The organism is Listeria aquatica (assembly GCF_014223975.1).
Taxonomy (GTDB): Bacteria; Bacillota; Bacilli; order Lactobacillales; family Listeriaceae; genus Listeria; species Listeria aquatica.
Window position 1 is genome coordinate 563,500 of sequence record NZ_JAARRM010000001.1, and the last position, 19,055, is coordinate 582,554.

Annotated in this window: 19 protein-coding genes; 15 read left to right on the forward strand and 4 right to left on the reverse strand. The window is 39.5% G+C overall.

The window, feature by feature from the left end; all coding sequences use genetic code 11:
* Positions 1–4: 4 nt before the first annotated feature.
* Both HB912_RS02845 and HB912_RS02850 read left to right on the forward strand, forming a co-directional pair.
* Entirely contained in the window at positions 5–1,081 is a 1,077-nt protein-coding gene (locus tag HB912_RS02845; RefSeq protein ID WP_185372119.1) for a hypothetical protein, read from the forward strand.
* Between the two features lie 27 nt (positions 1,082–1,108).
* Complete coding sequence (locus HB912_RS02850) at positions 1,109–2,428, forward strand: hypothetical protein (RefSeq protein ID WP_185372120.1); 1,320 nt, start codon at positions 1,109–1,111, stop codon at positions 2,426–2,428.
* A gap of 28 nt (positions 2,429–2,456) precedes the next feature.
* On the opposite strand, the gene ppdK is transcribed toward HB912_RS02850, so the two are convergent.
* The 4 genes from ppdK to trhA all read right to left on the reverse strand — a co-directional run bounded on the left by ppdK (position 2,457) and on the right by trhA (position 7,371).
* Positions 2,457–5,096 carry a pyruvate, phosphate dikinase gene (ppdK, locus tag HB912_RS02855; protein WP_185372121.1) on the reverse strand — a complete coding sequence of 880 codons (2,640 nt, stop codon included), beginning with the start codon at positions 5,094–5,096 and terminating at the stop codon, positions 2,457–2,459.
* 26 nt (positions 5,097–5,122) lie between these two features.
* On the reverse strand, positions 5,123–5,932 hold the full coding sequence (locus HB912_RS02860; protein WP_185372122.1) for a pyruvate, water dikinase regulatory protein: 810 nt from the start codon (positions 5,930–5,932) through the stop codon (positions 5,123–5,125).
* 13 nt (positions 5,933–5,945) lie between these two features.
* Positions 5,946–6,569, reverse strand: coding sequence for a transcriptional regulator CcpN (gene ccpN / locus HB912_RS13355; RefSeq protein ID WP_185372123.1), 624 nt, complete (start codon positions 6,567–6,569; stop codon positions 5,946–5,948).
* A 169-nt stretch (positions 6,570–6,738) separates the two neighbouring features.
* Positions 6,739–7,371 carry a PAQR family membrane homeostasis protein TrhA gene (gene trhA, locus HB912_RS02870; protein ID WP_036071730.1) on the reverse strand — a complete coding sequence of 211 codons (633 nt, stop codon included), beginning with the start codon at positions 7,369–7,371 and terminating at the stop codon, positions 6,739–6,741.
* Positions 7,372–7,499: 128 nt separating this feature from the next.
* On the opposite strand from trhA, the gene HB912_RS02875 reads away from it, so the two are divergent.
* The 13 genes from HB912_RS02875 (at position 7,500) to HB912_RS02935 (ending at position 19,051) form a co-directional block, all read left to right on the forward strand.
* Positions 7,500–8,342 carry a DegV family protein gene (locus tag HB912_RS02875; protein WP_185372124.1) on the forward strand — a complete coding sequence of 281 codons (843 nt, stop codon included), beginning with the start codon at positions 7,500–7,502 and terminating at the stop codon, positions 8,340–8,342.
* Between the two features lie 17 nt (positions 8,343–8,359).
* Complete coding sequence (locus HB912_RS02880; RefSeq protein WP_185372125.1) at positions 8,360–9,166, forward strand: SGNH/GDSL hydrolase family protein; 807 nt, start codon at positions 8,360–8,362, stop codon at positions 9,164–9,166.
* Positions 9,167–9,177: 11 nt separating this feature from the next.
* The gene (locus HB912_RS02885; RefSeq protein WP_036071725.1) at positions 9,178–9,804 is read left to right on the forward strand and encodes a YpmS family protein; all 627 of its coding nucleotides are present in this window, start codon (positions 9,178–9,180) and stop codon (positions 9,802–9,804) included.
* Between the two features lie 21 nt (positions 9,805–9,825).
* Positions 9,826–10,359, forward strand: a complete 534-nt coding sequence (msrA, locus tag HB912_RS02890) for a peptide-methionine (S)-S-oxide reductase MsrA (protein ID WP_185372126.1) — start codon at positions 9,826–9,828, stop codon at positions 10,357–10,359.
* A gap of 5 nt (positions 10,360–10,364) precedes the next feature.
* The gene (msrB, locus tag HB912_RS02895) at positions 10,365–10,802 is read left to right on the forward strand and encodes a peptide-methionine (R)-S-oxide reductase MsrB (protein ID WP_036071723.1); all 438 of its coding nucleotides are present in this window, start codon (positions 10,365–10,367) and stop codon (positions 10,800–10,802) included.
* A 59-nt stretch (positions 10,803–10,861) separates the two neighbouring features.
* Positions 10,862–11,758 (forward strand): Gfo/Idh/MocA family protein, encoded by an 897-nt coding sequence (locus tag HB912_RS02900; protein WP_185372127.1) that lies wholly within the window; start codon positions 10,862–10,864, stop codon positions 11,756–11,758.
* 68 nt (positions 11,759–11,826) lie between these two features.
* Positions 11,827–12,057, forward strand: a complete 231-nt coding sequence (locus HB912_RS02905) for a YozE family protein (protein ID WP_185372128.1) — start codon at positions 11,827–11,829, stop codon at positions 12,055–12,057.
* Positions 12,058–12,079: 22 nt separating this feature from the next.
* On the forward strand, positions 12,080–12,778 hold the full coding sequence (deoD, locus tag HB912_RS02910) for a purine-nucleoside phosphorylase (protein ID WP_185372129.1): 699 nt from the start codon (positions 12,080–12,082) through the stop codon (positions 12,776–12,778).
* A 31-nt stretch (positions 12,779–12,809) separates the two neighbouring features.
* Positions 12,810–13,637: a M15 family metallopeptidase gene (locus tag HB912_RS02915; protein WP_185372130.1), complete on the forward strand. Its 828-nt coding sequence runs from the start codon at positions 12,810–12,812 to the stop codon at positions 13,635–13,637.
* Between the two features lie 71 nt (positions 13,638–13,708).
* Entirely contained in the window at positions 13,709–13,972 is a 264-nt protein-coding gene (locus HB912_RS02920; RefSeq protein ID WP_185372131.1) for a metal-sensitive transcriptional regulator, read from the forward strand.
* Between the two features lie 134 nt (positions 13,973–14,106).
* Positions 14,107–15,603: a lmo1851 family serine protease gene (locus HB912_RS02925; protein WP_185372132.1), complete on the forward strand. Its 1,497-nt coding sequence runs from the start codon at positions 14,107–14,109 to the stop codon at positions 15,601–15,603.
* 587 nt (positions 15,604–16,190) lie between these two features.
* Positions 16,191–17,009, forward strand: coding sequence for a PRD domain-containing protein (locus tag HB912_RS02930; protein ID WP_185372133.1), 819 nt, complete (start codon positions 16,191–16,193; stop codon positions 17,007–17,009).
* Between the two features lie 104 nt (positions 17,010–17,113).
* A complete protein-coding gene (locus HB912_RS02935) occupies positions 17,114–19,051 on the forward strand; it encodes a beta-glucoside-specific PTS transporter subunit IIABC (protein WP_185372851.1) in 1,938 nt (645 codons plus the stop codon).
* Positions 19,052–19,055 lie beyond the last annotated feature (4 nt).

A 19,055-nucleotide genomic window follows, 5' to 3' on the forward strand; every position in this document is an offset into this window, starting at 1 on the left:
CAAGTTGCACGTAAAAAAAATCTATATTCGCTGGATGCCGTATTTGCTTTTTTTGTGTTTTATTTTCTTAGTCACTACACGGAGTCTCGCACCTTTTGCTGTGATCTATTCAATCGCAGCTGCTATTTTACTCGCTTATCTTTGGTTTTCAAAAAGTAAAGTCCGGACGAAACTGGCTTTGTCGTTTCTTTATTTAATTATCTTAGCCTTACAACAAGTACTGACTGCGTTATATTTATTTTCAGGTGGAGATAGCTGGATGGTCTTTACCATAAAAAAGGTAGCAGCTATACTGATGATTTTTGTTCCATTTTTGATCGGCTATTTTCATTACCTGTATACACTTCAACGGGAGTTTTCCATCAAAGAAGCGACCTCTATCAGTTTTGAAATGTTAAGAGAAGTGTATTTGATCGGAGCAGGTTACAAAACAAAATGGCAAAAAAGTAAAAACTCATTATCTAGAGATAATTTAAATGAGATATTAAAAGATATTCCAAGACATAGTTATACAAAATACTTAAACAAAAACACTTTAACAGAAGCTTATTTTGAAGAGTGCGAAAAATCCTTAAAAGATGAGCATCTCTATATTGTGATTTCCAGTACGGGGAGTCCAGCAAGTGAAGTGATTTCATTATTTACGAATAAAGCTTATAATCACGTTTCCCTAAGTTTTGACCGAGATCTGAAGACGATCATCAGTTATAACGGTGGGGAAAATATTACACTGCCAGGGCTCAACCAAGAAAAGATCACTTCGTTCAATAAAAAAAGTGATGCTTCTGTCATCGTTTACGAGCTCCAAGCACCTAAAGAAAAAAAGCAGCTCATTATAGATAAAGTTAGAGAAATCAATGAAAAAGGAAGTGCTTATAACCTTGTAGGCCTAGTTACGAAAGTATCACTTCGGCCGAATATCATGTTTTGCTCACAATTTGTTTATAAAATCTTGCAATTCGCAGAGCTTGAATACTTCAGGGACTCAGCTGCTAAAATCAAACCAACAGATTTTGTTGAAAGAGACTATTATCGTAAACTAGCATTTTGCTATGAAATTAAATTTAATGAAACGCTTTAAAAACATGCAGGAAGGGTGACCCAGTCGTTGCAATCTAAATATGAACAGACGAAAGGCGATATGAAACTGGATAATACATCTATTATTCACCTAGCTTCCAAAAATAAAAAGTGGATCAATTTGTTTCGCTTATCCGTTTCCTTAAAAGATCCAGTAGATCCGAAAATTTTACAACAAGCACTGAATGTTACCGTCAAACGGTTTCCGTCAGTTGCGGCTCGGATTCATAAAGGCGCTTTTTGGTATTACCAGTCAGCTGTTAAAAGAGCCCCACAAGTTTTACCAGAACAAAATGTGCTGTTAGGTTACATGTCTAATCAGGAGCTTGAACAATGTGCTTTTCGCGTGCTGTATGCCTCAAAAGCGATTCACGTCGAAATTTTCCACGCTTTAACAGACGGGCGAGGTGGAGAAGTTTTCTTAAAAACGCTTCTCGCAGAATATTTTACAAGGAAAGAAGAGGCAGTCATTCCGCTAGTTGACGGGATTCTTGACCGAAAAGAAACACCGCATGAAGCAGAACTAACAGATGAATACCTTGAAATAGCAGATGGCAAGCCTCAAAATCTGGCAAAAGAAAAAAGTAAAAAAGTCTATCAATTTCGTGAAGCAGCAGGAGAAACCTTACATCTTACAACCATAAAAGTACCAGTCGAAAAACTGAAACCATTAGGCAAGAAACTGGGGGTGAGCTTGACCGTTTTAATTGCGGCTTTTGTGGCTGAAGCAATCCTTATCAATCAAAAAGCAGACAAAAAACAAAAAGATCGCCTCATTAAACTTTTCTTACCGATTAACTTACGCAACTTCTTTCCAAGCCAAACCTTACGCAACTTTGTTCTCTATGCCAAACCAGAAATTGATCTCCAAAAAGAGGGGCTCCATTTTGTAAGTATCGCGCACACCATCAGGCAGCAATTAAATGAAGCTTTATCAGAAAAACAACTGCGCGCAAGAATCAGTCAAAATGTTCGATTGGAACAAAATCCAATCATCAAACGCACTCCCTTGTTTATAAAACATCATTTGATGAAATTCTTTTTTTCTATAAGCGAAAAAACCACTTGCTTGACACTTTCTAATTTGGGTGTAATCAAAGTGCCAGAAGAAATGGCGCGTTATATTGAACACTTTGATTTTATTTTAAGCCCGCGCTCTAAGACACCTTATAACATGGGGATCTGCAGTTTTAATGGTGAACTAAGAATCAACCTAACCAGAAATACACAAGAACCCCGCTTAGAAGAAGCACTGCTTACACTTTTTACTAAACAAAAAGTCGCTTTCCAAGTAGAAACACAAACGATGCAAACGCTAGAAAAAGCAAAAACACGTTCACGCGCTTAAATGCGCATGAACGTGTTTTTTTAAGTGTTTACGCTTTTTGTAGTTGCGTTTGTTCTTCTAAAACGACTTGCGCCGCTGCAAGACGCGCAATAGGAACACGGAACGGCGAGCAAGAAACATACTTTAATCCAAGTTTATGGAAGAAGTGAATCGAGCGAGGATCTCCGCCGTGTTCGCCGCAAACCCCCATTTTCATATTAGAGTTGGTCATTCGCCCACGAGAAACTGCCATTTCGACTAATGCCCCTACGCCAGCTGTATCAAGCGTTTGGAAAGGATCGGTTTCCAAAATACCACGCTCACTGTAGCTTGGTAAAAATTTGCCAGCATCATCACGCGAGAAGCCGTAAGTAAGCTGAGTCAAATCATTCGTTCCAAAACTAAAGAACTGAGCCTCTTTCGCAATTTCATCTGCCGTCACACAAGCCCGTGGGATCTCAATCATCGTTCCAATGTCATACGGAAGAAGCACTCGTTCGCGATCAAAAATAGCTTGAACAGAATTTTTAATTTCCTGCTTCACAAAAGCAAGTTCCTCTTTAGAAGAGACAAGAGGAATCATAATTTCAGGAAAGACTTTTTGACCTTCATCATGAATCTGAACAGCGCTTTCCATAATCGCTTCCGCTTGCATCTTATAAATTTCTGGATAAGTTACAGCAAGGCGACAGCCACGGTGACCAAGCATTGGATTTGATTCTGCTAGTTCGTTAACTCGTTTTTTAACTTCTGCAAGTGTTTTTCCTGTATCTTGTGCAAGCCTTTCCAAATCTTTTTCTGCTTTTGGCAAAAACTCATGGAGAGGCGGGTCAAGGAGCCGAATATTAACCGGTCTTCCTTCTGCGATACGGAAAAGTTGTGTAAAGTCGTCCTTCTGCATTTCCTTCAAGTGAGTGAGTGCACGCTTTCTTTCTTCCAAACTTTCTGCAACAATCATTTGGCGCACATAAGCGATTCGTTCTTCATGGAAAAACATGTGCTCCGTGCGGCAAAGACCAATGCCTTCCGCTCCAAAATGAATCGCAGTCAGTAAATCATTCGGAGTGTCTGCATTGACGCGAATATCAAGCTGCTTCACTTCGTTTACCCATTCCATGAGCTCATCGAAATGACCACCAATTTCCGCTTCTGTCAAAAGAATTTCACCCAAGTAAACCATTCCAGTTGAGCCATCCAGTGAAATCGCATCGCCTTCATGCAGTGTGACCCCTGAACTTGTTAGAATGCGTTTTTCTTTTTCATTAATGTTGATTTCCGAACAGCCGGCGACACAACATTTTCCCATTCCACGAGCGACAACAGCCGCATGGGACGTCATGCCACCGTGTGCTGTCAGAATGGCCTCACTTTTTGCCATACCCTCGATGTCCTCAGGAGAGGTTTCATTCCGAACGAGAATCACCTTTTGACCCAAATCGGCCGCTGCCACAGCTTCACTCGCATCAAAGTAGATTTTCCCGAATGCCGCTCCAGGACTTGCAGGAAGCCCTGTTGCGATAACTTCTCCTTTTTCAAGCGCTTTTTTCTCGAAAGTGGGGTGGAGCAGTTGATCAATTTGTTTGGTATCAATGCGCTTAATCGCTTCGCTACGACTGATCTTTCCTTCATGCACGAGGTCTACTGCGACTTGAACCGAAGCCTGGGCCGTCCGTTTCCCATTTCGTGTTTGCAAGACAAAGAGCTTTTCTTTTTCGATGGTAAATTCAATGTCTTGCATGTCTAAGTAATGATTTTCAAGAAGCTCACAGGTTTCCAAAAGCTCATGATAAGCATCCGGCATGTGACTTTCAAGTTTAGAAATATCCTCTGGTGTTCTAATCCCCGCAACGACATCCTCACCTTGGGCGTTGATCAGAAATTCGCCGAAGACCGATTTTTCACCAGTGGACGGGTTCCGTGTGAAAAGAATCCCTGTGCCACTTTTATTTCCGGTATTGCCGAAGACCATCGCTTGAATATTGACAGCGGTTCCAAAATTAGGATCAATATCATTGAGCCGACGGTAAACGACAGCACGCGGGTTCATCCAGGAATCAAAAACCGATTGCACCGCGAGCCTAAGTTGCGTAAGCGGGTCTTGCGGGAAAGGCTCGGATCCATTTTCGAGATAGAGTCCCTGGTAAGTGGTAATAAGTTTTTCAAGATCATCCGGTGTTAATTCTGTGTCTTGTGCGTAACCCTTTTGTTTTTTGATCAGTGAAAGGGCTTCTTCAAATTTGTAAGAAGGAATACCTCTTACAACATCTCCAAACATTTGGATGAAACGACGGTATGAATCAAGCGATGAACGGGCATCTTTCGTTTGATGAATCATCCCTTGGACCGCCTTATCATTTAGACCGAGATTTAAAATCGTGTCCATCATCCCAGGCATAGAAACAGGCGCTCCCGATCGGACAGAAACCAGAAGTGGGTTTTCATTTGAACCAAATTGCTTGCCCGTTTTTTCTTCAAGCAGTTTTAAATGAGCGAGGACTTCATCAAAAATTTCTTCCGATAACGTTTGTTCATTATCGTTGTAATCTTTGCAGGCATCAGTTCCAATCGTGAATCCTGGCGGCACCGGTAAACCAATCTTGGTCATTTCAGCAAGATTAGCTCCTTTTCCACCTAAAAGTACTTTCATGTCTTTTGAACCTTCATTAAACTGATAAACAAATTTCCTCACTGTCTTCACCTCAACAAATAGATTTTTTATTTCTCTTCAATCATTTCTTGCACAAGAGCAGCAGTTTCTTCAATCGCCTTATCTTCCACGTGAATAACTCGACATTTCAGCTTTTTAAAGGTTTCATAACCAAATTCCAACTCTTCAAGGATTCGTCTGTCGCTTGAATAATTGCTCATTTCATCAAGCCCCATCGACCGGAGACGAACCCGGCGAATCCGCCCAAGTTTTTCTGGAGTTGTTGTAAGCCCGATAATCCTGCTTGCAGGAATTTTAAAAAGTTCTTCAGGCAAGGGGATTTCTGGGACAAGAGGGACATTTGCCACTTTAAAATTTTGGTTCGCTAAATAACTACTAAGAGGAGTCTTGCTAGTCCTTGAAACCCCAACAAGAACGATGTCTGCTTCGAGCAAACCACGTGGGTCTTTGCAGTCATCATATTTCACAGCAAATTCAATTGCGGCAATCCGGTCGAAGTAAGCGCTGTCAAGGCGGCGCATATTTCCCGGATCTTCTTTTGAATGGAGCCCCGTTTTTCCTTCAATTGCTTTCGTAAGATGGGTAAGTAAATCAATATTGGCTATTTTTTCTTGTTCACAATAAGATTTGGCGTAGCGAGCAAGCTTAGAACTAACCAGTGTCTGGACGACAATTCCATCTGCTGCCTTTGCTTCCTCCAATGTTTCAAGTAGGGCTGCTTCATCACGAATAAAGGCATGCCGCCGGATATCCGGTTGTTCATCAAAATCAAACTGGGCGGTAACGGCTCGAATAGTATGTTGAGCCGTTTCTCCAATCGCATCCGAAATTACATAAATAACGACAGGTTGCTTCATAATTCCCCTCCTGCTAATTTTCTTCTTTCAAAGTTGTCACAAAAAGTTCTACAATACTCGATTTAGAAAGCTTACCGATAATCCGATCCTCTGCTTCAACAACAGGAAGCGAATCCACTTGATGCGTCACGATAGAAAGTGCGGCATCTAATACGGGATCCGTCTTTTTGATTGTCAATAAGTTAGGCATCCGCGTCATAATTGTTACAATCGGCGTTTCTTTTGTATTGGAGCCAGCAATCGTACTTTTTAACAAATCTTTACGGCTAACAAGCCCGATGAGACGCGCCTCTTCAGCCACATAGAGGCTCCCAGAATCTTCTAGAAAAAGCTGAACAATGGCATCATAGACGCTCATTTCTTTCGGAACAAGAATGGGATGTGTCATCACTTCACTGACTTTTAAATTGCGAATGTCTTCGAATAAACCGGGATTTTTTTCTAGCCCGGAATAAAAGTAGCCTACTTTAGGACGCGCATCCAAGATTCCCGTCATTGTTAAAACGGCAAGATCGGAGCGAATCGTTGCACGAGTTAATTTTAAGAAACGTGCAATTTGGTCACCAGTGGCAGGCTCATTCTTTTTTACAAACGCCATGATCGCATGTTGACGTTCTGAAAGTTGAATAAGAATCACTTCCTTCTTGTAAATAGGTTATACGGAAATTATATAGTATGACATAATTAAAATCAAGCATTAAATGTGTCATACTATTAAAAGTGATCTAGTAGGAAGGATTGAGAGAATTAAAGAATAAATCAGAATTGGTCTATACAAAAAAACCAGGAAAGTATCCTGGTTTTCGCTAGACATAGAATAAAATGCAGAAATACATGAAAGTGGTTCCCATGATGACAAACAAGTGCCAAATCGCATGCATATAGGGGATTTTTGGAAAACTATAAAGCAAAGCGCCGACTGTAAACATGATTCCTCCTGTAAGGAGAAGGAAAAATCCAGATGGACTGAGTCCTGCATAGAGCGGCTTAATGCCAAGGAGTACTAACCAGCCCATGATAACATAGACGATAGTCGACAAAATCCGCCATTTTTCTAGAAAAAAGATCTTGTAAAGGATGCCTAAAATCGCAAGTCCCCATATGACACCGAAAAGCGTCCAACCGAGCGTGCCTTTCAAAGTGATAAGCGCGAAAGGAGTGTAAGAGCCAGCGATTAGTAAATAAATGGAGGCATGATCAAGGATGTTAAAAAAGCGGCGTACTTTTGAAGGCTTAAAGCTGTGGAGAAGTGTCGAACATAAATAAAGTAACATGAGCGAGATGCCATAAATTAAAAAGCTTGTTAAGTATAAAGGATCATTTTTAGAGACGCTGTAAAGAATTAAAAAGATAAACGCGGGGATACTGAGCAAAAAGCCAATTCCGTGCGTAATCGAATTAGCAAGTTCTTCTTTGAAGCGGTAAACACTTGGATTCATTTTATCACCTGATTCGTTAAAGTTACTCTCATGATACGCTAAAAGGAAAAGAAAGGAAAGAATTTTCTTATCTTTCTAGTGGCGAAACTGTTATAATAGAGGGTATCAAATAAATTGGATGTGACCAAATGACTAAAAAAATTAAAATTATTACGGATTCAACAGCTTGCCTTTCAAAAGAAGAAGCTGAGAAGTATGAAATTGAAGTACTTCCGCTTTCTGTAGAAGTGGACGGAAAGACATATGATCCTTTAAATGAACTAACACCGGAATCTTTTATGGAACTTATGCGTGAGTCTAAACAATTGCCCAAATCTTCGCAGCCACCACTTGGAAAGTTTGTTGAGCTGTATGAAAAATATCTAGCTGAAGGCTATGAAGTTCTTTCTATTCATCTAACTGAAAAATTGAGTGGAACTGTAAATACGGCAAGTCAAGCGGCTCTTATGACTACGGGAGAAGTGGAAGTTGTCGATACGAATTTTATCGCGCGTGGTCAAGCTTTTCAAGTACTTGAAGCGGCAAAAATGGCACAGTCTGGAAATCATACAATGGCTGAAATTAAAGAACGGATGGAAGAAATCCGCTCGAAAACGAAGTTATACATCGTGGTTGTCACACTTGAAAACTTGATTAAAGGCGGTCGTGTTGGGCGTGTACAAGGGCTTCTAGGCAGTCTGTTAAATATTAAATTGATTGCGGAATTAAAAGAAGGACAACTGGAAGAAACGGCGAAAGTAAGGAGTAACAAGAAAATTTTGAACTACTTGTTAGAACTTGTTGGGACTGAAAAAAGAAAAATAGTTGCGCTAGATGTTGAGCATGCGAATGGCTTACAAATGGCAGAAGCATTTCAAACTGCTGCTAAAAAACTGCTTGGAATTTCTTCGATCCCCATTTTTGATGCTGATCCAGTTGTGGCAACACATGCTGGGAATGGCGCTTTTGCAGTCATGTACTACACGGAATAAAGCGAGGATATAAAGCGATGACGAAAAAAAGATTACTAGTTTTACTCGTGGCTGTTCTTATTCTTCTAGCTATCATTTTTGGAGGCTTCTGGCTAAAAGAGTACCTTGACCAAAAAAAGGAAGAAGAAAAGACGCCGATTTCCCTAGTTGCAATGGGGGATTCGCTAACAGAAGGCGATGGCGATGAGAAAAAAGCTGGCGGTTATGTCGGCATTCTTGATAAATCACTCACTAAACATCAAGAGGTAAGAAGTGTCGAAACGAGCAATCATGGCGTATCGGGAAACAGAAGCGATCAGCTTTTGAAACGGCTAAAAACGGAACCCGACTTTCAAAAAGCAGTTCAAAAAGCAAACGTAATTACAATGACCATTGGTGGAAATGATGTGATGAAAGTTCTCCAATCAAAATTGCTTGATGTAAAAGTTTCTGACTTTACTAAAGCAGAGGAGAATTTTCAAAAAAACTTGACGGAAGTTTTCTCGCTCATTCGGGAAAACAACCCGAATGCCCCGATTTTTCTTGTGGGAGTTTACAATCCTTATACCACTTATTTTAGTCAAATTAAACAGTTTGATGAAGTCATTACAAATTGGAATTCTAATTCACAAGCGTTCATTAAGCAACAAAAAAATGCTTACTTTGTTCCGATTGCACAGTTGATTGAAAATCGCGATAAAAAAAATCGGGATAAACCCAATCCGCTACTTTCGGACGATTATTTCCATCCGAATCATACTGGGTATGAAAAAATCGCTCATAAGCTTGATAGTACCATTATAAAAGAGCTGAAAGCGGGGAAGATTCCTAAAAAGAAAGAGTAAGGTGAATTCGTTTGGCGGAAAAGCAAACAAGAAGCAGTGAAAAACAAGAATTAAAGCGAAAAATTAATTTTTGGAAATGGGTTTGTTTAGCGCTGTTCTTAATTATCGCAGGTTTTTTTGGTTGGATTTATTTATCTATTTTTGTTCTCAATCCAACAGAAGAACCGACTCCCGCGATAAAAAGCAATCATAAAAATGTCGAGTTTTCGACGAGTACTTCAAAAGCAGATTTAAACAAACTCATTCAGACATATATTGACGACTTTAGCGATGATGAAGATATCGGTTATGACGTTTATGTCGCAAATAATGTTATTTTTAAAGCAGAAGCCAAAATTTTTGATGAGCCGATTGAGATGAAGTTGATTTTTTCTCCTTCAGTTAAGAAAAATGGCGATGTCGTATTGAAACTAAAAGATATGGCAGTTGGTGCATTGCCGCTTCCTGTCTCCTATGTCATGAGTTTCGTCAATAAAACCTATAAGTTTCCAAATTGGGTTACGGTCATTCCAAAACAGCAAAAAATCTATCTGGATTTAAATAAATTGAAGCTGAAAGGTGATACGAAAGTTCGTGTCGATGCACTTGATTTGAAGAAAGATGACATTTCGTTTACACTTTTAGTACCCGTTAATTAAACGGAGACAGGGGTGACGCATATGACTGATAAAAAATTAGAAAAAGCAACTTTTGCGGGAGGCTGTTTTTGGTGTATGGTCAAGCCATTCGACACTCAACCCGGCATTTTGAAAGTTGTTTCCGGCTATACAGGTGGAACAACAGAAAATCCAACTTATGAGGAAGTTTGTCGCGGAAACACAGGGCACGCGGAAGCGGTGGAAATCACATTTGATCCGGACGTGTTTCCTTATGAAAAATTAGTTCAAGTTTATTTCCAACAAACGGATCCAACTGATCCAGATGGACAATTTGTTGATCGCGGCAGTTCTTATCGCCCGGCGATTTTCTATCATAATGAAGAACAAAAGAAAATTGCTGAACAAGCGATCAAAGATTTGGACGCAAGTGGTCGTTTTAAAAAACCCATCGTGACGGAAGTGGTTCCTGCGAGCACTTTTTATCCAGCAGAAGATTATCATCAAGATTTTTATAAAAAAGAAAAGATGCACTATGAAGGCTACCGTCGCGGTTCTGGAAGAGATCAATTTATCCAAAATCACTGGGAAGGATGAGGACAATGGATCAAAAAACAAAAGCAGAACGTTTACAAGAACTTTCAGATTTGGAATACAAAGTGACACAAGAAAATGCGACAGAAACGCCTTTTCAGAATAAGTATTTTGATAATGTTAAACCGGGCATTTATGTTGATGTTGTTTCTGGGAAACCACTTTTTTCTTCGACGGATCAATATGATGCGGGGTGTGGTTGGCCAAGTTTTACAAAACCTATTGATGAGGCTGAAGTGCTTGAGAAATTTGATGATAGCCACGGCATGAGACGAACGGAAGTCCGTTCAAAAAATGCAGATTCACATCTTGGACATGTCTTTCCAGATGGTCCAAGTGATAAAGGCGGGCTACGTTATTGTATCAATTCAGCGGCACTTCGATTTATTCCCGTAGAAGATCTCGAAACAGAAGGATACGGCAAATATCGCGTACTCTTTTCATAAAAATGGATAGGCTCTTTGGATGGTTTCCGAAGAGCCTTTTTTAAAGGAGGAAGCTTAACATGAAAGTAGCTATTGTTGGACTGGGCGGGATTGCGCAAAAAGCTTACTTACCAGTTTTTGCAGAAATGGAAGAAATTGAAGTGCATCTTTATACAAGGAATCTGGAAAAGCTGGAACATTTAAAAAATAAATACCGATTTAAAGAAGCTCATACTTCAATTGCATCCGTAATTGAAGCAGGTGTTGAAGCTGCTTTTGTACATAGTTCGACACAAACTCATGCTGAGATTGTAAGGCCGTTTATTGAAGCGGGGATCGCTGTTTATGTCGATAAGCCGATTTCGGATCAAATTGAAGAAACTCGTGAACTTACAGCACTTGCAGAGCGCTTAGGGGTTCCTTTAATGACAGGCTTTAACCGGCGTTTCGCACCATTCTATCAAGAGTTGAAGCAGCTTGACCATGCGAATATGATTGTGATGCAGAAAAATAGGGCGGATAGCACTGGAGAAGCACGTACTTTTATTTATGATGATTTTATTCATGTGGTGGATACAGTGCGCTTTTTATTAGACGGGAAGGTAGAAGCCTTCCAAGCTTATCCTGTTTTCCGAAGTGGGCTGTTAGAAAGTTTAACTGTTCAGTGTAGCGGGAACGGAAAAGTGGCAACAGCGATCATGAATCGAAATAGTGGCGTAAGTGAAGAAAAAGTGGAAGTACTGACAAGTGATGGGAAATACACGGTATCTAATTTGCAGGAACTTGAAATTGGAACTGGAATTACGAAGCGCTTTGAGCGGTTTCCAGATTGGGAAAAGATGCTTTATAAACGGGGCTTTATTCCAATTGTCGAGGCGTTTTTAGGAGCTGTCAAAAACCATCAGAAGCTACCGATTGCAGAACAAGATGCGCTTTTAACTCATGAACTCTGTGAAGAAATTTTAAACGCGTTATAAAATCAAACTTTACGTTTTTCAAAAAATCCTCTATAGTAAGAACATGAAAAACAAGTTGGAGGAGACTTATGGGACGGACTTTTTATCATTTTTTAATGACTTATCGTGATCCGGAAAAACGCGATCCTAAAACGGCCTTTGCCAATGCAGCTTATAAAGATCACAGCTTTCCAAAACAAGCCAAGAGTTATCACGTGCTAAGCGACTATTTGGAACTAAATGCGCCTTATTTGAACGGCATGGCGCTATTTGATGAGTTATATGACGAGTATTTACTGAGCGAGGAAAAAAATCGTTAAGATAAAGGAGGATTTTTAATTCATGAGTGTACATATTGCAGCGGAACAAGGAGAAATTGCGGAAACTATTTTACTTCCAGGAGATCCGCTTCGGGCTAAATATATTGCAGAAACTTTTTTTAGCGAGCCTATTTTGTTTAATGAAGTTCGAGGGATGCTTGGTTATACGGGAACTTATAAAGGAAAACGAGTGTCTGTCATGGGAACTGGGATGGGAATTCCTTCCATTTCGATTTATGTGAATGAACTGATTCAAAGCTATGATGTGAAAAATTTAATTCGTGTTGGGACGATGGGCGCTTTGCAAAAAGATGTGAAAGTTCGCGATGTTGTCATTGCCCAAGCGGCTTCAACAGATTCAAGGATTAATCAAAATACCTTTCCAGGTGTTGATTTTGCTCCAGTGGCGAATTTTGATTTGCTTAAAAAAGCATATGATGCAGGAACTCGAAAGGGGCTTTCGCTCAAAGTGGGGAACGTTTTTTCTTCGGATCGTTTTTATAATGATGAACTGGATAAAAAACAACTGGCCGATTATGGCGTACTTGGCGTTGAAATGGAAGCAGCTGCACTTTACACGCTTGCTCAGAAGTATGGCCGGAATGCGCTTGCAATTCTTACAGTGAGTGACCACATTTTAACGGGGGAAGAAACAACGGCACTTGAGCGCCAAACCACTTTTGGTGATATGATTGAAGTGGCGCTTGAAGCGGCTTTATAAGTTTTCAAAATGGAAAGGCATGATATTTTAAATGAATACGATGATTTCAATTGCGTTTGCGCTTGCGCTTTCAGTGGTGCAAACGGTACAAGATGACGGAAACAGTCAAGCCAATTCGAATGATTCAGCAAAGGTCACGCAAAAATCAGAATCTGCTGAAGTGGCTAAACTGAAAAAGGATCCGCTTTATCCATTTATCGCGAAACAAAATAAGCTTGTGGAACGAAATGGGACAGAGTACATTGAAAATGAAGCGAATCTACTGATTTTAGCGAATAAAGATTACTTGATGCAATCGACTTATATTCCGAGCGATCTCGTTCGTCCCAATGTCGAATTTTCTTTCGGAAATCCAGATATTGAAAAAGCGAAAATGAGAAAAGTTGCTGGAACTGCTCTTGAAGAGATGTTTAAGGGAGCAAAAGCTGCGGGATATGAGCTTTATGCGGTCTCTGGTTATCGCTCTTATAGTCGCCAAGAAGAGGTTTATCAAGCCGAAGTGAAAGCGAAAGGCGAAGCAAAAGCAGGCGAGGCGGTTGCTGTTCCCGGTACAAGTGAACACCAAACGGGGCTTGCGATGGATATGTCAGCTAAAAGTGCGGGCTTAGAACTTTCAGCGGCATTTGGTGAAACGGCTGAAGGAACCTGGGCGAAAGAAAATGCGCATAAGTACGGCTTTATCTTGCGTTATCCTGCGGGAAAAGAAAAGGTTACAAAGTATGAATACGAAGCTTGGCATTTCCGCTATGTGGGTAAAGATGCGGCTGCGATTATTTATAAAAACAACTGGACGTTAGAAGAATTTTTTGAACATGTGAAGCTTTTAGATGATAAGCTTAAAAAAGCTGAACAAGCATAACTAGGACTGTCTTTTCTCTAGAAAAGACAGTTTTTTAGTGAATCTGCGGGTTCTTGCGAGGAGTTGAAAAGATGGAAGCAAATGAAAAGCAGGCGCTCGTTAATCGCTTAAGACGAGCGGAAGGGCAGGTTCGTGGCCTAGAACAGATGGTTGAAACGGAGCGTTCGGCGAAGGAGATTTTAACGCAGCTCACTGCAACGAGGGAAGCCCTTAAGAAAGTGGGGCTTGCTATCTTAGAAGAGGAAATACGAAATTTTGAAGCTGCGGGAGAAAAGGAAGATCAAGCAAGTGTTGAGGCATTAATGGGGCTTGTCAGGCAGATTACGAAAGGTTAAGGCTATTCCTGCTTTGAGATTCTCATTGAATTCTCATGAAAAAGGATACCATTTAGCTTGAAAAACTGTTAAAATGATAGAGTTAAAGTGATTTTAAAAGTTCTTTGGACCTAGATAGAAAGTGGTGAATGTGGATGGATCAAAACCCACAAAATGGTGAGGAGCAACAAGATAAAGAAAAAGAAGAAACGGGCAAGAAACAAGTAACTAGCAAATACGTCCGAATGCGTTTATTTCCGTTTATTATGCTTCTTTTTGGATTTGTTTTTGTAACAGCTCTTGTCACAACGATTGTGATGTCGCTCGGCGATGATAAACAAGTGAAGGTTTCAATTCCTGAACGGAAGGAATTTACGAAACTCTATAATGCATACGATACGATTAAGAAAAATTATTATAAAAAAACAGACTCGGCTGAGCTTACTGAGGGAGCAATTAGCGGTATGATTGCGTCTCTTGATGATCCCTATTCTACTTTTATGACGAAGAAAGAATCGGAAGAGTTTGATGATACGATTAGTTCTAGCTTTGAAGGAATCGGAGCTGAAATCGGCGAAGAAGAGGGTCATATTATTGTCATTTCGCCAATTAAAAATTCACCAGCTGAAAAAGCCGGGATTAAACCGCGTGACCGAATTACGGAAGTGGACGGAAAGTCAATTAAGGGTCAGACAACGAATCAGGCTATTAAAAAAATCCGCGGCAAAAAAGGAACAACGGTTACACTTACGATCGAACGCGATGGCGTAGAGAAACCGATGGAATTTAAATTAACACGTGATGAAATTCCGGTTGAAACGGTCTACAAAGAAATGGGTAGCGATAAGATTGCGCATGTAACGATTAGTACCTTCTCGGAAAATACTGGGGAAGAATTCCTGAAAGCTTTGAAAGAGTTGGATAAGGAAGGCATGAAAGGTCTCGTTGTTGATTTGCGCGGTAATCCTGGAGGGTTACTCGATCAAGCCATTGCGATTTCAAATATGTTTGTTCCTGATGGGAAAGTGATTGTACAAGAGGAAGACCGGAATGGAGAAAAATCTGCGGCTACAGCAGATAGTTCTGTAAATGATGATTATAAAGTGAAAGTCCCAACGACGATGTTAATTGATGATGGCAGTGCCAGTGCATCGGAAATTTTAGCTGCGGCTGCTAGTGAATCAGGAAGCGTCAAACTTGTTGGAACGAAATCATTTGGTAAAGGAACTGTGCAAACGGCACAAACTTTAGATGATGGATCAACGCTCAAACTTACGGTAGCCAAATGGCTCACACCAGATGGAACTTGGATTAACAAGAAAGGTCTTACACCGGACAAAGTGATTAGCATGCCTGAATATGCCACGCTAACGGTACCTTCAAGTAGTAAAAAAATGAAGGAAGGCGACTTCGGTGACCAAGTAAAAGTGGTTGAAAAACTGCTTAAGGCGCTAGATTATAATGTCGGAAAAGTAGATGGACTTTATGACAGCGAAACAGCTTATGCCGTCGAGCGCTTTCAAAGTGATAATGGACTCGAGCCAACAGGTGTCATGACTGGAAAAACAACGGATAAGTTGATTGAACAGATTCGCAAGCAACTGAAAGAAAATGATCCACAACTAAATGCTGCCAAAGCGTTAGTGAAATAAAGAAATTAAGCAGGATCCAAAAAGTACACTTTTTGGGTCCTGTTTTTATGCTGGTTTTGGCTCTGCTCTAAAGAATACTCTAGTTATATGGAGCAAACGGAGGTTATTGACGGCAATAATGGGGGGGATTTCGAAAGCTATAAAGCAAAATCTTCTTCAAAACCACAATAAGCAGTAAACTTGGACTTATCACTTTTACTATTTTGCTCAGAAAGAAATAGCACAAGACAAACCAATTTTTATTTCATGTTTTTATTCAATAGTCTTATAGCTGATAGAGATCGCCTTTCAAAAAAGAAGGCGATCTCTAATCAAAGGGGGACATCTTTTTTTAGAACTGCTAAAAGAAGTTGTTTTTTATCCATATATCTGTTCGTAAATAATAAGGGATAGTAACAGATAGGGATAATGATTTTTTGAGATTAAGCGTTTACAAAAAATCGAACATGTGCTATACTTAGTTTGTGTTACGGGGTAGTTACTGAATTTGAATTTATCAGGCTATACCTTAATAAGTTATCATTTTCTTAAACGAGAAGATGGGCTTATTGGGGTATAGCTTTTTTTTGGAGGGAGAGGAGGTATAATTGCGAATAAAAAAAATTTTAAACAATAATGCAGTTTTGGTTGCAAAGGAAGGAAAAGACTTCATTTGGATTGGAACAGGATTAGGCTTTAAAAAAAGGCCTGGTGACGAAGCAGATTCGACCAAAATTGAAAGAACTTTTGTTTTAGATGAAGCGCGATCTATGCATCGGTTTTCGGAACTGCTCCAAAATATATCAGTTGAATATGCTTCGATCGCAGATGACATTATTCGTTTTGCTAAGAGCAAAATCAAGTATGAATTAAGTGATACGATTTATATTTCACTAACAGACCATATTAGTAATTTGGTAGCGCTCATGAAAGAAGGCTTACAAATTCCAAATCAACTAACATGGGAAATAAAAAAATTTTATCCGGTGGAATATGCGGTTGGGAACTATGCCTTGTCTTTAATTAAAGACAAGATTCATATACAGCCCGAAGAGTATGAAGCAGGAAATATTGCGCTTCACTTTATTAATGCGCAGATTATTAAAAGTGGTGAACAGGTTGAAGACATTCAGAAGTTGACGGAGAAAATTAGGGACATCGTTACGATTATTCGGATTCACAATAAAACAGAGATTGATGAGAATAGTATTGCTTTCGATCGCTTTGTTACTCATCTCCGTTTCTTTTTTAAACGAGTCGATTCTATGGAAAAAGATGCCGGAAATCCGTTGCTCGTACATGTAGTTGAGAAGTATCCTGCCGCCTATGAAACCGCAAAATTAATAGAAAACTATTTAAAAATAACATTGTATGACAATGAATTACTTTATTTAACGCTCCATATTCAAAAATTAATAGAGAATTAATTAGGTGTTACTGGTGATGCAGGCAATACTAATTAGAGGCTAGGTTATTGGCTTCTATTGGTATTGTCTTTTTTTGTTGAAGAAAATGAGAAAGGGTGAGAATGTTGAAGTATAAAGAACTCGTGAGTAAATTGTTAGTTGAAATTGGTGGAAGAGAAAATATAGCCAGTTTAACGCACTGTGTAACAAGGCTTCGTTTTAAATTGAAAGATGAAAATAAAGCACAGACTGATAAAATTAAGGCCATTAAAGGAGTCGTTACAGTTATCCAAAGTGGAGGACAATATCAGGTTGTCATTGGAAACCACGTTCCTGAAGTTTATCAAGAATTTATGGAGTATGCAGGACTTAGCGATGAAAGTTCGTCTTCAGAGGGAGAATCAGAGAAAAAAGGTTTGTTTAATCGTTTTATTGATATGATTTCAAGCATATTTACTCCTGTTTTGGGTTTACTTGCGGCAACAGGGATGATTAAAGGGTTAAATGTACTATTTGTATCTTTAGGTCTATTTACGAAGGATTCAGGAACGTTTCAGATTTTACAAGCTGCTGGGGATTGCTTTTTCTACTTTTTCCCCATTTTCTTGGGTTACACAGCAGCCAAGAAATTTGGTTTAACTCCTTTTCTTGGAATGGCAATTGGTGCAGCACTCGTATATCCAGCGCTTGCAACATTTACAGCAGGAAAAGAACCGCTATACACTCTTTTCCAAGGAACTATTTTCGAGTCTCCAATCTACATTACTTTTTTAGGGATTCCAGTGATTTTAATGAGTTATAGTTCTAGTGTTATTCCTATTGTGATTTCAACCTATTTTGCTGCTAAAGTAGAAAGATTCCTTAAAAAAATAACGCCTAGTGTTGTTAAAAGTTTCTTAGTTCCCTTTTTGACAGTCATTCTCATGGTTCCCCTTACTTACTTGATTATTGGTCCTATTGCAACTTGGATTGGTAATTTATTAGGTGCTGCGGCTCTAGGGATTTATAATTTTAATCCGATCATTGCGGGTCTTTTTGTTGGAGGACTCTGGCAAGTACTCGTTATGTTTGGTTTGCACTGGGGAGTTATACCAATTGCCATTAATAATATTTCCGTATTAGGATATGATCCAGTTATGGTACTTGGAATGGCTACTCCTTTTGCAACAGCGGCTGCGGTGCTTTCGATTGTTATTCGTTCGAAAAATAAATCTGTACGCGCTATTGGTATTCCAGCATTTATCTCGAGTTTATTTGGGGTGTCTGAACCTTCACTTTATGGTGTGACTTTACCAAGGAAAAAACCGTTTATCGTTACACTTGTGGCTTCTGCTGTAGGTGGGGCTATTATGGGATTTTTTGGTACGAAAAACTATATCATTGGTGGCATGGGAATATTTGGGATTCCCAATTATATAAATCCTGATACTGGCATGAATAGCGCCTTTTTTGGAGCCTTATTAGCTATTTTGGTTGCCTTTATCATTAGTTTTGTTTTGACTATGACAAAGTTAGGATATGATCCAACCGCGGATATAGCAGCTGAAAAAGAGGAGTCACAAGAACAAAATGAGGAAGGGTTGGAACCAAAAGAGTTATTGGAAACGTTGCATCTTGAATCTCCCATTCAAGGAGAAATTCTTCCACTCTCTTCCATTAAAGATCCAGCTTTTTCAGAAGGGTTATTAGGGAAAGGGATAGCAGTTAGACCAACTGAAGGAAAAGTATATGCAGTGGCAGATGGAACGGTTGAAACACTTTTTCCAACAAAACATGCTATCGGTCTAAAGCTAGCTAATGGCGTTGAAATACTGATTCATATTGGTATGGATACAGTAAATCTTGGAGGTCGTTATTTTGACGCTAAAGTGAAACAAGGAGATCAAGTGAAAAAAGGGGATTTGCTGATTGAATTTGATCTGAACAAATTAGTTGAAGAAGGTTATTCAGTAGAAACGCCAGTTATCATTACAAACAGTGACCAATATCTGGATGTGATTTCGAGTCAAGAAAGTCATGAACCTGATTTAAGTCCAAATGTTGTTTTAAGTATTGTGAAATAAAATT